General features: G+C 54.7%; 10 protein-coding genes and 1 pseudogene. 6 read left to right on the forward strand and 5 right to left on the reverse strand.

The window, feature by feature from the left end; translation table 11 throughout:
- The first annotated feature begins 275 nt into the window (after positions 1–275).
- Positions 276–2,666: a glucose/quinate/shikimate family membrane-bound PQQ-dependent dehydrogenase gene (locus HA51_RS10020; protein ID WP_084934389.1), complete on the forward strand. Its 2,391-nt coding sequence runs from the start codon at positions 276–278 to the stop codon at positions 2,664–2,666.
- 97 nt (positions 2,667–2,763) lie between these two features.
- On the opposite strand, the gene HA51_RS10025 is transcribed toward HA51_RS10020, so the two are convergent.
- From HA51_RS10025 to HA51_RS10035, 3 genes are all read right to left on the reverse strand, one after another.
- A complete protein-coding gene (locus tag HA51_RS10025; protein WP_084934379.1) occupies positions 2,764–3,975 on the reverse strand; it encodes an MFS transporter in 1,212 nt (403 codons plus the stop codon).
- Between the two features lie 117 nt (positions 3,976–4,092).
- Entirely contained in the window at positions 4,093–4,977 is an 885-nt protein-coding gene (locus HA51_RS10030; protein ID WP_084934380.1) for a LysR family transcriptional regulator, read from the reverse strand.
- A gap of 177 nt (positions 4,978–5,154) precedes the next feature.
- Entirely contained in the window at positions 5,155–5,523 is a 369-nt protein-coding gene (locus HA51_RS10035; RefSeq protein WP_034826803.1) for a helix-turn-helix domain-containing protein, read from the reverse strand.
- A 165-nt stretch (positions 5,524–5,688) separates the two neighbouring features.
- Here HA51_RS10035 and HA51_RS10040 point away from each other — a divergent pair, with 165 nt between their 5' ends.
- From HA51_RS10040 to HA51_RS10050, 3 genes are all read left to right on the forward strand, one after another.
- Positions 5,689–6,348: a response regulator gene (locus HA51_RS10040; protein WP_084934381.1), complete on the forward strand. Its 660-nt coding sequence runs from the start codon at positions 5,689–5,691 to the stop codon at positions 6,346–6,348.
- Positions 6,345–7,703 (forward strand): sensor histidine kinase, encoded by a 1,359-nt coding sequence (locus HA51_RS10045; RefSeq protein ID WP_084934382.1) that lies wholly within the window; start codon positions 6,345–6,347, stop codon positions 7,701–7,703. The genes HA51_RS10040 and HA51_RS10045 overlap by 4 nt, the downstream gene beginning before the upstream one ends.
- Before the next feature lie 491 nt (positions 7,704–8,194).
- Complete coding sequence (locus HA51_RS10050) at positions 8,195–9,061, forward strand: nucleoside-specific channel-forming protein Tsx (RefSeq protein ID WP_034826809.1); 867 nt, start codon at positions 8,195–8,197, stop codon at positions 9,059–9,061.
- Between the two features lie 104 nt (positions 9,062–9,165).
- Here the strand turns inward: HA51_RS10050 and yjdN are convergent, their stop codons facing one another.
- Both yjdN and HA51_RS10060 read right to left on the reverse strand, forming a co-directional pair.
- Positions 9,166–9,597, reverse strand: coding sequence for a VOC family metalloprotein YjdN (yjdN, locus tag HA51_RS10055; RefSeq protein ID WP_084934390.1), 432 nt, complete (start codon positions 9,595–9,597; stop codon positions 9,166–9,168).
- Positions 9,598–9,904: 307 nt separating this feature from the next.
- Positions 9,905–10,807 (reverse strand): LysR family transcriptional regulator, encoded by a 903-nt coding sequence (locus tag HA51_RS10060; RefSeq protein ID WP_084934383.1) that lies wholly within the window; start codon positions 10,805–10,807, stop codon positions 9,905–9,907.
- 114 nt (positions 10,808–10,921) lie between these two features.
- On the opposite strand from HA51_RS10060, the gene HA51_RS10065 reads away from it, so the two are divergent.
- Both HA51_RS10065 and HA51_RS10070 read left to right on the forward strand, forming a co-directional pair.
- Positions 10,922–12,235: an amidohydrolase gene (locus HA51_RS10065; protein WP_084934384.1), complete on the forward strand. Its 1,314-nt coding sequence runs from the start codon at positions 10,922–10,924 to the stop codon at positions 12,233–12,235.
- Positions 12,232–13,676, forward strand: a pseudogene (locus HA51_RS10070) (M20 family metallopeptidase). The gene HA51_RS10065 and the pseudogene HA51_RS10070 overlap by 4 nt, the downstream one beginning before the upstream one ends.
- Positions 13,677–13,788: the final 112 nt, after the last annotated feature.

Genomic DNA, 13,788 nt, shown 5'->3' on the forward strand with positions numbered 1-13,788 from the left:
ACAAAACTCTGCACCTCGGCGTTATGGCCCGATCTATTCGGGGATAACGCCCAAATCCCCTCACAAAATGTCGCGCCACTACCATTCCACAAGTGCGAAGCACTAAAAAAATCAAACCCGTTAACGTTTTTAAGATAAAATTTAACGCAAAGGGATCATCTGGCGTCATGGAAGCGCGCCGTTCGAACATCTTATGTCACTTCGTACTCTATGTCGGGAAGCAGCCCAATGCGTTGTTTCCTTTTAAGTTTATGGCAAAGAAAGAGGTTAATATTATGGGGAAAGCTTCCTCATCTTTTGGCGTGATTCGCTTTTTGACAGTGCTGTTCGCACTGCTCACAGGTGCATTTATGCTGGTAGGCGGCGTTTGGTTAGCCGCCATTGGAGGTTCCTGGTACTACGTTATTGGCGGTGTGATTATGTTGATCACCGCTGTCCTGCTGTGGCGCCGTAGCGGCGCAGCGATCATGCTGTATGCCTTGCTGCTGTTGGCAACGCTGGTGTGGGGCGTTTGGGAAGTTGGTTTCGACTTCTGGGCGCTGGCACCACGTACCGATGTGCTGGTGATCTTCGGCATCTGGCTGATTCTGCCGTTTGTGTATCGCGGTCTGAATCATGCCGGTAAAGGGGCATTAGGCCTGATGGCCGTGGCACTGATTGCCAGCGTGCTGGTGTTGGCGTGGGCAGTATTCCACGATCCGCAGGAGCTGAACGGTGAAATCCCGGCAGCAGCGGATAACGCACCGCAAGCGCAGCCACTGAGCAACATCAAAGATGCTGACTGGCCTGCTTACGCACGCGATCAGCAAGGCACTCGCTTCTCGCCTCTGAAGCAAATCAACAGCGGCAACGTGAAAGATTTGCAGGTGGCTTGGCAGTTCCAGACTGGCGATTTGAAAACCCCGAACGATCCCGGTGAAATCACCGACGAAGTGACGCCGATTAAAATCCGCGACACCTTGTACCTGTGCTCGCCGCACCAGATTCTGTTTGCGCTGGATGCAAAAACCGGTAAGCAGAAGTGGAAATTTGATCCGGGCTTAAAACCGAATCCAACCTTCCAGCACGTGACCTGCCGTGGTGTTTCTTATCATGAAATGCCTGCTGCCGCCGATGCCTCTAACACCCAGCCTGCGCTGTGTTCACGTCGCATCTATCTGCCAGTGAATGACGGTCGTCTGTTCGCGCTGGATGCCGAAACCGGTGAACGTTGTGCCGCCTTTGGTAACAACGGTGAACTGGATCTGCAGCACAAACAGCCGGTTCTGACCCCAGGTCAGTATGAGCCGACTTCACCACCGATTATCACGGATACCACTATCGTGATTGCCGGTGCGGTCACCGATAACTACTCTACCCGTGAACCGTCTGGCGCCATTCGTGGCTTTGACGTCAACACCGGTAAACTGCTGTGGGTGTTCGATCCGGGCGCGAAAGATCCTAACGCGATTCCAGACGACGAACACACCTTCACCATGAACTCGCCGAACTCTTGGGCACCAGCGGTATACGATCCGAAACTGGATACCGTATTCCTGCCAATGGGCGTCACCACACCAGACATTTGGGGTGGTAACCGTACGCCTGACCAGGAACGTTTCGCGAGCAGCGTACTGGCCCTGAACGCCACCACCGGCAAGCTGGTGTGGTCGTATCAGACCGTGCACCACGATCTGTGGGATATGGACCTGCCGTCACAACCGACGCTGGCCGATATCACTGACAAAGATGGCAACACCGTACCGGTGATTTATGCACCGGCGAAAACCGGTAATATCTTTGTGTTGGATCGTCGTACCGGTAAGCCAGTTGTTCCAGCACCGGAAACCCCAGTGCCACAGGGCGCGGCCAAAGGTGACCACGTTTCTCCTACTCAGCCGTACTCCGAACTGACCTTCCGTCCGAAGAATAACCTGACGGACAAGGACATGTGGGGCGCGACCATGTTCGACCAACTGGTGTGCCGCGTGATCTTCAAGCGTCTGCGCTATGAAGGTCCGTTCACGCCACCGTCTGAGCAAGGTACGCTGGTGTTCCCAGGCAACCTCGGCATGTTCGAGTGGGGCGGTATCGCGGTGGATCCACATCGTCAGATCGCGATTGCTAACCCAATGGCGCTGCCGTTTGTCTCTAAACTGGTGCCACGCGGTCCGGGTAACCCGATCGAGCCACCGGCCGATGACAAAGGCGGTTCAGGTACCGAAACCGGCATCCAGCCACAGTACGGTGTACCGTACGGCGTGGAGCTGAATCCGTTCCTGTCTCCGTTGGGTCTGCCATGTAAACAACCGGCCTGGGGCTATGTCTCAGCGGTTGACCTGAAAACCAACGAAACCGTGTGGAAAAAACGTATTGGTACCGTTCGCGACAGCGCACCGGTTCCCGTTCCGTTCAAGATGGGTATGCCGATGTTAGGTGGCCCAATCACTACCGCCGGTAACGTGTTCTTCATTGGTGCGACTGCGGATAACTATCTGCGTGGATTTGACACCAACACTGGTGAACTGCTGTGGCAGGCTCGTCTGCCAGCAGGTGGCCAGGCGACACCGATGACTTATGAAGTGGATGGCAAGCAGTACGTTGTCATCGCCGCCGGCGGTCACGGTTCATTTGGTACTAAGCTGGGCGATTACGTCATTGCCTATGCACTGCCAGATGCCAAGTAAGCCTCTGGTTTGAGTGAAAAGGCGGGCTGCGAAGCCCGCCTTTTTTATTGCTTCAACACCTGCCTATCCGCTGGCTGATACGTCATTAATCGCAGCGCTACCGCTTATTCAGCACCCGCGCATTCATCAAAGCACACAGCGCCATAATCACGCAGGTCGCCAGAAACACCGGCTGCATACCGAAGGCGCCACCGACAAATCCACCGAACAGCGGACCCGACACCTGGCCGACATACTGTGCAGAAGTGGAATAACCCAGCATCTTACCCACTTGCCCTTGCGGCACATTATGGCGAATCAGTGCCGTCACGCACGGCATCAAGCCACCCAACGCCATCCCCATGAAGAACCGCAACACCACTAACTGCCAGGCTTCAGTGATAAAGGCCTGTGGAATCAGCAGCACTGCGCAGGCCGCTAAGCCATAAACCAGCACACGCCCATGCCCTACCCGATCCGCCAGGCGGCCCAATCGAGGCGCAGACAGAATGCTGCCCAGTGCGGCAGCGGCCATGACCACACCCGCCGTGACGGTGATTGCGTGCTCGCCCTTTACAAACTGGCCGATATACAACGTGATGATCGGTTCTATCGACATGTTGGCAAAAATCAGCAACATCCCTGATAGCCACATCAATCTCACCACGGGCAAATTCACCGGCTTATCCTGTTCAACATTGCTCTGCACTGTCTTTTTACCCGCCTGACGCGGCACTTCTTTTAATAAAAAGGTAGTGGCCAGGAAAGCGAGAAAAATCACTGCACCGGTCAACCAGAACGTATGGCGAATACCAATCAGCGGTGGCAGCACGCCACCCAACAGCGGCCCCACGACGTTGCCCGCCATAATTCCCGATGACAACATGCCCAGCGCCCAGCCGGTTTGCTCTTTGGGCGTTTGTGCCGCCACTAAAATGGTTGAGCCCGAGGCATAACCGCCCAGCAAACCCGCTAACAAGCGCAACGCCACCAGCTGCCACGGCGCGGTTGCCATACCAATCAATGACATGGCAATCGCCATACCGAGGCTGGCACGAATTAACATCAGCTTACGGCCATAGCGGTCGGCTAGTTTGCCCCACAATGGCGCCGTGAGCGCAGCACTCAGAAAGGTGGCGCCATAAGCAGCACCCGACCAACGCGCAATAGCTGCGGGTTCTTGCACACCAAGCTGCTGCACGTAGATCGGTAAAAACGGTAGCAGCAATGTCATCGCCACGATGGTGCTGAACGAGCCCAGCACGCAGACGAACAAATTACGCTTCCAGTGTTGCTGGTCAGGCGCTAACACAGTTGAAGATGGCGACATAGTGGTTTCCCTGTTTTTGCTTTTTTAGCAGGCTAACAGCGGTTAACCACAGAAAACAGGGTGGGAAGGATATTTGCCTGGCAGCGCAATATTGTTGCCATACTGCAACAATCAGCTTTAGCTTAGCGCATTGATCAACGCGTCACACAGCAAAGTCACGGGTGATGAGGCGTGCGGCTGCTCTTTGAGTAACAGGTAGCTGTGCAGGCGATCCATTTGCCACTCAGGTAGCACCTGTTGGATTTCACCGCGTCCCAGCGCTTCTTGCGTCATGTAGGCAGGCAGATAGGCGATACCGGTGCCCGCCAGTGCAGCATTCAGCAGAGCCATGCTGTTGTTGGCACGAAAGCGGCTATGCACATCCAGCGCCAATCGCTGTTTGTCGCGACGAAACGGCAGCGCCGCGGTGTGTGCTGGGCCATGAAACAGCAGCAGATCGTGGCGAGTCAGGCGTTCAGGATGGTCGATGGACGGATGCGAAGCCAGATAGTCAGGCGTGGCGTACAACCCCCAATCAATCATGCTCAACTCACGGTAATTGGCCACTTCCGGCGCGCGCGCACGAATCACAATCGCCACATCCGCGCTGGGTTGTGGATCGTCGCTGGTGGTTAATTCGAGATCGACATTGATGTGAATATGGCGGCGTATAAAGTCATTAAGAGTGGGCACCACACACTGGCAGCCAAAGGTGATGGGAGCTTGCAGGCGCACGTTGCCCGCGGGAAGTTGATGGACCTGCTGCACAAAGGCATCAGCACGGTGCATTTCTTCCAGCATCCGGGTACAGAATGGATAGTAAGCTTGCCCGAGTTCTGTCAGCACCACCTTACGCGTGGTGCGTTGCAGCAGCTTAATGCCAAGTCGCACTTCCAGCCGGGCTATTTCGCGACTGACATGCGATTTAGATATGCCCAAGGTCCGTGCAGCTTCACTGAAACTTTGCCGCTCAACGACGCGTGCAAACAGCATCATGGCGGTGAGATTATCGCTGTTGTCCATGTTCTCTGGCGAAGTAACAAAGTGAGAACAGCAGCTTAAAAGTAAAACTCGCAATAAGCACCGAATTTCATCCGTGCTCAATATAGCGGCGTGATTTATCGCGCCATCCGTTCGCGATTCACTGCGCAATAAATTGCGCCGCTACATCTCCTGCGCAGTCAATATGAGCATCATAGGTCAGCTGGCCACCGCCAGTGGGAACAGCAAACGTTCCTGTTCAACGCGACGTTGACGACGCAATTGGCCCGGCGTGACGCTGAAATAATTTTTAAAGGTGCGGGTATAAGCCTGTTGAGTATCAAACCCGTAGCTCATCGCCACCTGCAGAATCGCTTCGTCACTGTTAATCAGCGTGAGCGCTGACTCAGTCAACCGGCGCTGGCGGATGTACTCTGCCAGAGAGAAGCCCGTGTGTTGACGGAACAGACGTTGCAGGTGCCAGCGGGAATATCCCGAGCGGCGTGCTACTTCATCCAGGTGTAGATCGTGCCCTAAGTTGTCTTCTATCCAGTCCAGCAAACTACGGATAAATTCGCGCTGATTCATGGGATCCTCCTGCTTCGACAATATGTCCAGTGCAGCTACTGTAGCGCGTTAAATTTATCCCTTAATTAGCAGAAAATTAGCGCAGAATTAGCAACGGGGAAAACGGGTGTAATTCTGGCCTAATTATCTGGCGTTAGACTGCGTCCATGAGTTTGGGAGAACACTATGCGTGTGCTGCTGGTAGAAGATGATGAAATGATTGGCGCCAACTTGCAGCAGGCGCTGGAAGCGGCGGGCTGGTCAGTAGACTGGGTGCGCGATGGCGTGTTTGCCACCAACGCCTGGGCTGAGGGCGGCTATTCCTGCGTATTGCTCGATCTCGGGTTGCCACGTGAAGACGGTATTCATGTATTAAAACGTGCGCGTACGCGCGGCGATATGACACCCGTGCTGGTGTTAACCGCACGTGACACGGTACAGCAACGTATTCAGGGCCTGGACAGCGGTGCCGATGACTATTTGCTCAAACCCTTTGATCTGCAAGAGGTACTGGCGCGCATGCGTGCAATCACCCGACGTCGTCACGGTGCGGCGGATTCCCTGTTAGGTAGCGGCGATGTGCAGCTAGATATGATGACGCGTGAAGTGCTGTACAAAGGCCAGCGCGAGCAGCTCACCGCGCGCGAATATGCTCTACTTTATGCACTACTGGAACGTCCTGGTGCCATCCTGTCACGCGAACAATTAGAAAACCGCATTTACGGCTGGGGTGAAGAAGTCACCAGCAACGCCGTCGATGTGTTGATCCACGGCATGCGCCGCAAGCTCGATAACGAAGTGATTCGTAACGTGCGCGGCTTGGGCTGGCGGGTACCTGCAATATGAAACCCTTCACTTTTATGCGCTCCTTACGTAATAAACTGCTCGTCACCTTGGTGTTGTTGCACCTGGCGATGATTGGCGGTGTGACCTGGTATTTTTATCACTGCTACGGTGACATGATGGGCACCATGAAGGACGATCAGCTCGCCAAGATTGCTGATGCCTGGTCCTCCAGCCAGCGCATGCCCGCGCTGATGCCGATGGTGATGCAGCAAGAGAAACTGAAAAGTACCTATATCGTTCAGCTGTGGGATGATCATAACCATCTGCGCGCCAGTTCATGGCCAGCATTGCAAGCACCACTTCAGTCCAAAAAAGGTTGGTCCGACTTAAAAGTCGGCGATTGTGGTGATGACTGTGAATGGCGTGTTTACACGCGGCCGGGCGAGCTAGGCAGTGAAATCGGCAATATTCAGGTGTTGCACAACATCGGCTATATGAAGAGCTTGATGGTGAAACGGGTCCTCTCCGCCATCATTCCCTTAATGCTGATGATGCCGCTCTCTCTGCTGGTTATTTGGCTGGTGGTGCGGGCCATTACCCGCGATTTGCGCGTGGCGTCGCGTCAGATTGCCGCGCAGGAAACACTGCATCCTCACTCTGTTTCACCGGATAGCCTACCAGATGAAGTTTTGCCGCTGGTCGCGGCTTATAACGCCTTGTTAGATAAGCTGCGTGCGGCTTGGTCATCACAGCGTCAGTTCCTGGAAGATGCCGCGCACGAATTGCGTACACCCGTGACCGCCGTGACCCTGCAACTGGAGAACCTGCGTCAGCATATTCAGCCAGGCGAAGCCAGCCGACAGTTCGATCAGTTAGAAGCCGGAGTGACGCGCACCCGCCATTTGGTGACACAACTGCTCAATATCTCACGTCAGGAAGACCAATCCGTTGTGGCCACCGTGGAAGCGATTGAACTTGATGACCTGCTTAAAGAGAGTATTGAGCAACTGATGGTGGTGGCCGATAAACGCGGTATCGACATCGGCTTCAATGGCACCACCCATTACCGTTTGCACGCCAGTCGTTCAGACTTGCGCAGCCTGTTTGATAATCTGATCGGCAACGCCATGTTGCACACGCCAGAAGGGAGCCTGGTGGATGTGCTGTTGCATCGCGTAGGCAATCACACCGTAGTGGATATTGTTGATAATGGCCCGGGCATGCCGGAATCGTTTATCGAACGTGCATTTGACCGCTTCACGCGCTCGCCAGACGTTCAGGCACAAGGCAGTGGCTTGGGCCTCTCCATTGTGCGCAGCGTGGCGCAGAAACATCAGATGCAGGTTGCCCTCTCGAATTGCCATAATCCGCAAGGTGCGGTTTCGGGCTTGCAGGTGCGTGTGACATTGCCATAACCACTTGTCCGCTACCGTCTTGAATATCAAGCGGTAGCGGCGCAGTGTATCTCGCGTTATTCCACGCTATCCACTTCCACATGCACATGATAAATCGCAGATTTTCACTCTCATCTGTTTCCAAATGCGTGATGAATTGCTGATTTGTCACGGCATCACATTTCAAAAGCGCACGATGAATCGTACTGCTACCTCTTTTTCCTCATCTGACATCTTTGCGACAGTACGCGACAACGTAAACGGTTGCGGGGTTCCGTTCGATACAGCGCATTTATGTGATCATCATCACATTTCAGATGAATCAAAATGCAACACATTTTGACAAACGTGATCAAAATCTATTTCCTATCGCTGTGTTACAGGCACATTACGCACACTTGAAAATTCGGCGATTTAGACCGGTTAAAACAACTCACTGCCCATCCCCTGGGATCGATTTCACCCGATCGCGGCGCATTCGCGGCGATCACTAGCAAGTGGTTAATACAATAATGAAATTTAAAGCATTGATAGCAGGGGCCTTACTGGCCAGCAGCTGGACCGGCGCGGCACAAGCGGCAGACAGCGACCCACAGTATCTTTCAGATTGGTGGCACCAGAGCGTTAACGTGGTTGGCAGCACCCACACTCGCTTCGGACCGCAGTTCAACAACGACGTGTATCTCGAATACGAAGCCTTTGCTAAAAAAGACTGGTTCGATTTCTACGGCTACGCGGATTTGACCAACTTCTTTGGTGTGGGTAACAGCAACGCAAACGGTATTTTCGACCACGGTTCGCCGCTGTTCATGGAAATTGAGCCGCGCTTCTCAATCGATAAACTGACCGGCACCAGCCTGGCATTCGGTCCGTTTAAAGAGTGGTACTTCGCCAACAACTATATCTATGACATGGGTCGTAACGCTTCACAGCGTCAAAACACCTGGTACATGGGTCTGGGTACCGACATTGATACCCATAGCGATATCGGCCTGTCATTAAACGTGTATGCCAAATATCAGTGGCAGAACTACGGTGCGGCGAACGAGAATAGCTGGGATGGTTATCGCTTCAAGGTGAAATACTTTGTGCCGATCACTGACCTGTGGGGCGGCAAGCTGAGCTACATCGGCTTCACCAACTTCGACTGGGGTTCAGATCTTCGCGATGAGACTGGCCCATCACGTACCAGCAACTCGATTGCATCCAGCCACATTCTGTCGCTGAATTACGATCACTGGCACGTTTCCACCGTGGCGCGTTACTTCCATAACGGCGGCCAATGGGCGGATGGTCAGGAGCTGAACTTCGGCAACGGTCCGTTTGAAGTGAAATCGACGGGCTGGGGTTACTACTTGGTCGTGGGTTACAACTTCTAATTTGCACATAACGTAGCGGGGCGATTTATCGCGCATGTCTACAGCGGCAGAGTCGCTGATAGACGCGCAATAAATTGCGCCGCTACGCATTTTGAACCTCAATATTAACTCTGCGGCTTGTCCGCATTTACCATCCATGGCACGCCAAATTTATCCGTGAACATGCCGAAACCGTGTGCCCAGAACGTCGGTTCCCACTTTTTCGTTACCTCTCCACCTGCCGACAGCGCATCAAACCAGCGCTTGCCCTGCGCCTCATCTGGCGTCGATAAACTGATAGAAAAACCCGCATAGTTCGCCTGCGGTGCGCCATCGCTCATCATCAGTTCGCCCTGCCCTATACGCAGATGCGCATGCATGATCTGTTCAGGCGAGAAGCTCACGCCTGAGGGGCAACCTTCATCTTCGACGGTGGTTTCATCGGGCATATCGCCAAAGGTCATTTTAAACAGCAGTTCGCCGTCGGTGGCCGCGAGATAGAAGGCGATCGCCTCTTCACAGCGGCCGTTATAAAACACGTAGGGAGTAATTTGCATGGTCAGTTCTCCAGATAAGATTTTGCTGGATTGTAAGTAAGAAATAACTTCAGTCCTGTACTGCATTTGTCGCTCCTTGCGTTTACAACCGAGTGAAAGTCCATTAAACACTCATTTTCTACCAAGCGGGTGACCCCATGAAGCTTGCACCATCATATAATTTGAAAATTCCAGGATGAAAATTTATTGTTAATATCAATAGATTCATTAATATAAAGCAAAAGCAACCAATAACACACAGTTACTTTGTGGTTTTATGCGGTTTCACACATAATCATTTTCATTCGCTGCGAGCCAGGCCGCACTCTTACCTTTGCTGACAATAGCGGCGGAACAGCTGGGCCATATACGCACTCATTGGCGTGAGCGCCGTGTCTTTTCGCTGGATCAAATAGAAGGTGGCTTTCGGCAAAGGATCGTCAAGATCGAGGGCGATGAGTTGCCCGCCGTGGGTAGGATCTTCAATGACGTCACGCGAGATAATGCTGACAAAATCACTCTTCGCCACCAGGCTGGTGCAGGCCATAAAGGTTTCGCAGGTCACCACAATCTTCGGTGCCATGCCCCGCTCGCCAAACAGATCGTGCAGCAGCCGATAGTAACTGCCCTGCGGCGTCGGCATGGTCCAGTCGCAGTGCTGCAATTCATTAAGTGAGCGAGCATGCGCCATTGGATGGCCTTTGCGCATCACCACTTGATAATCTCGCTGCATAAGTCGTTCAAAAATCAGCTCCTGATCCAGATGATGTTGATCATAGGTGTTGATGGTGAAATCCAGCGCACCTTGCCGCAACTCATGCACCATCGAAACCAGCTGTCCCTCAACAATGCGCACTTTTACCTGCGGATATTCGCGATGAAACTGGGTGATCACCTGCGGCATGATGGTGCGCGCAATACTGCCGCCCACGCCAATATTCACCTTTCCTCCGGCCAACCCCAACCGCTGCTGAATATCTTCCTGCGCCACGCGTAGCTCTTCCAATACCAGGCTGGCATGGCGGAAAAAGTTATCACCAATGTCGGTGAGCGTGACACCTTGCTGGCGTCGTTCGAACAAGCGCGCCCCAAGCGTAAGTTCCAGCTCCTGGATCGCTTTGGTCAGCGCGGGCTGAGAGAGCCCCGATAAGCGACTGGCCGCGCGAATACTGCCTTGGCGCGCTACGTCAACAAAAGCGCGCAGCTGATGAAGTTTAAGGTTGGCAGACATGATTTTTGTGATAACCGTTGTTTATCAGTGACAAGATATTCGCATCTTATGCGCACCAATACCATTGTGTAGATTCGGGTTAATGCATAAAAAACCAACACAAAGGATATGCCGATGAATACCCTCTCCGACCTCGTCAACGCGCGGATTCCACAGATGCAAACCTGGCGTCGCGATCTGCACCATTTTGCCGAATCCGGCTGGCTGGAGTTTCGTACCGCTACGATAGTGGCAGAAGAGCTGCATCGTCTTGGTTATCAACTCAAGCTGGGGCGAGAAGTGATCGATGCCGATGCACGCATGGGTTTGCCTTCGGATGAAGTGCTGGCACAGCAGGAAGCTCGGGCGCTGGAGCAAGGCGCACTGCCACAATGGATCTCGCATTTCTCCGGCGGCTTCTGCGGCGTGGTCGCCACGCTGGAAACTGGCCGTCCCGGTCCGGTGATGGGTTTCCGGGTGGATATGGATGCGCTGGACCAGAACGAAAGCCGCGATGCCAAACATATCCCCACTCGCGAAGGCTTTGCCTCCTGCAATCCTGGCATGATGCACGCTTGCGGCCACGACGGTCATACCACCATCGGGCTGGCGCTGGCGGGCGTTTTAATGGAGATGAAAGATCAGCTTAGCGGCACCATTAAGATCATCTTCCAGCCTGCCGAAGAGGGCGTGCGCGGTGCGAAAGCCATGGTGGCTGCGGGCGTGGTTGATGATGTCGACCTGTTTACCGCCATCCACCTCGGTACAGGCGTGCCTGCAGGCGAAATCGTTTGCGGCAGCGATACCTTCCTCGCCACCACCAAGCTGGACGTTAATTTCACCGGCGTCGGCGCCCATGCGGGCGGCAAACCAGAAGAAGGCCGCAACGCCCTGCTGGCCGCCGCGCAGGCCACATTAGCGTTGCATAACCTACCACAACACAGCGGCGGCGTGGCGCGCGTCAATGTGGGCGTGTTACAGGCGGGATCCGGACGCAACGTGGTGCCAGATTATGCCCTGATGAAAGTGGAAACGCGTGGCGTCAGCAATCAGGTCAACGACGATATCTACCAGCAAGCCCTGCGCGTTATCGCCGGTGCCGCTGCGATGTATGGCGTTGAGTACGACATCAAACTGATGGGCGGCGCGCGTAGCTGTACGCCAAGCCAGCCGTGGGTCGATTTTATCCACCAGCAGGCTGATGCGATGGGCATTTTCTCTTCAGTGATCGATACCAAACAGCAAGCCGCCGGTTCTGAGGACGCCACCTACATGCTGGAGCGCGTACAACAACGCGGCGGCCAGTCTTCGTATGTGATCTTTGGCTGCGACCTAGCGGCGGGTCACCACAACGCTAAATTCGATTTTGACGAAGCCATTATGGCAACGGCGGTGCAAACGCTGGCAACCCTTGCGCTGAACCAGGCACAGTTTGGAGGCCAGCGATGAGCCATCACGACTTTATCGATCATTACATCAACCAGCATCAGCCGCGCTTTACTGCCCTCAGCGATGCGATTTGGGACGTGCCGGAAACGCGTTTTGAAGAGACGCAGTCCTCCGCTATCCTCGCCGATGCGCTTGAGCAGGAAGGCTTTGCCGTGGAACGCGGTGTAGGCAATATCGACACCGCCTTTATCGCCAGCATTGGCAGCGGTAAACCAGTGATTGCCATCCTCGGCGAATTTGATGCGCTGGCCGGGTTGAGCCAGCAGTCAGGCTGCGCCACGCCGCAGCCGCTGGTGGAGAACGGCAACGGCCATGGCTGTGGTCATAATCTGCTGGGCACCGCCGGACTGGCTGCTGCCTTCGCCATCAAGGCTGGTGGGCGGAGAACGGCCAACGCGGCACGCTGCGTTTTTATGGCTGTCCCGGTGAAGAAGGCGGTTCTGGTAAAACCTTTATGGTGCGCGAAGGGCTGTTTGATGATGTCGATGCGGCGGTGACCTGGCATCCAGAAGGTTTCAGCGGCATGTTCAACCTCAGTACCCTTGCCAATATTCAGGCGGCGTTTCACTTCAAAGGCGTGGCCGCGCACGCCGCCAACTCGCCACATCTCGGCCGTAGCGCACTGGATGCCGTGACGCTAATGAACACCGGTGCCAACTTCTTGCGTGAGCACATCGTGCAGGAAGCGCGGTTGCACTACGCCGTGACCAATACCGGCGGCGTCTCCCCCAATGTGGTGCAGGCCGATGCCGAAGTGCTGTACCTCATCCGTGCTCCACAGCTCGATCAGGCACAGGATATTTATCAGCGCGTCATCAACGTCGCCAAAGGCGCGGCCCTGATGACGGACACCACCATGACGGTGCGCTTCGATAAAGCCTGCTCTAATTACGTGCCTAATCGCGCGCTGGAAGCAGTGATGGAGCGTAACTTGCATCAGTTTGGCTTGCCCGAGTACAGCCCGGAGGAGCAGCAGTTCGCCGCTGAAATCCGCGCCACGCTGACCAAGGACGATCTGCGCAATGCACGCTTAAACGCAGCACGCACCGGTGGTGAAGCAGGCATCGCGTGGACCGAGGCATTGGGCGACAAAATTCTGATGGACGAAGTGGCGCCTTACGCCGTGACGCGTGAGCTGTTGTACGGCTCAACCGACGTCGGTGATGTGAGCTGGGTGACACCGACAGCGCAGTGCTTTGCGCCCTGTTTTGCGTTCGGAACGCCGCTGCACACCTGGCAGTTGGTGGCACAAGGTCGCACCTCGCTCGGCCACAAAGGCATGTGCCTGGCCGCCAAGGTGATGGCTGCCACCGCGTTGACCTTGTTGCAGGATGAAGAGGCGCTGGCGCGCTGCCGCGAGGAGTTCCAGCGCGTGCGCCGCGAGCAGCCTTATGTCTGCCCGATTCCGGCTGATGTGACGCCATCGAAGTTATCATCCTGAAATAAACGCGGTGCTCAGATTCGGTGCGCATAAATGCGCACCCTACGGGGCTTGAGCTCGGTTTTAGGGTTTGCCGCAGATGTAGGGATTTACCGCAGATGCAGGGTTTACC

This window comes from Pantoea rwandensis (genome assembly GCF_002095475.1).
GTDB classification, from domain to species: domain Bacteria; phylum Pseudomonadota; class Gammaproteobacteria; order Enterobacterales; family Enterobacteriaceae; genus Pantoea; species Pantoea rwandensis.

Excerpts from the sequence above, each read along its gene's own strand:
- yjdN (WP_084934390.1), bottom strand. The coding sequence starts at position 9,597 with ATGCAAATTACTCCCTACGTGTTTTATAACGGCCGCTGTGAAGAGGCG.
- HA51_RS10045 (WP_084934382.1), top strand. The coding sequence starts at position 6,345 with ATGAAACCCTTCACTTTTATGCGCTCCTTACGTAATAAACTGCTCGTC.
- HA51_RS10065 (WP_084934384.1), top strand. The coding sequence starts at position 10,922 with ATGAATACCCTCTCCGACCTCGTCAACGCGCGGATTCCACAGATGCAA.
- HA51_RS10060 (WP_084934383.1), bottom strand. The coding sequence starts at position 10,807 with ATGTCTGCCAACCTTAAACTTCATCAGCTGCGCGCTTTTGTTGACGTA.
- HA51_RS10030 (WP_084934380.1), bottom strand. The coding sequence starts at position 4,977 with ATGGACAACAGCGATAATCTCACCGCCATGATGCTGTTTGCACGCGTC.
- HA51_RS10020 (WP_084934389.1), top strand. The coding sequence starts at position 276 with ATGGGGAAAGCTTCCTCATCTTTTGGCGTGATTCGCTTTTTGACAGTG.
- HA51_RS10040 (WP_084934381.1), top strand. The coding sequence starts at position 5,689 with ATGCGTGTGCTGCTGGTAGAAGATGATGAAATGATTGGCGCCAACTTG.
- HA51_RS10025 (WP_084934379.1), bottom strand. The coding sequence starts at position 3,975 with ATGTCGCCATCTTCAACTGTGTTAGCGCCTGACCAGCAACACTGGAAG.
- HA51_RS10035 (WP_034826803.1), bottom strand. The coding sequence starts at position 5,523 with ATGAATCAGCGCGAATTTATCCGTAGTTTGCTGGACTGGATAGAAGAC.
- HA51_RS10050 (WP_034826809.1), top strand. The coding sequence starts at position 8,195 with ATGAAATTTAAAGCATTGATAGCAGGGGCCTTACTGGCCAGCAGCTGG.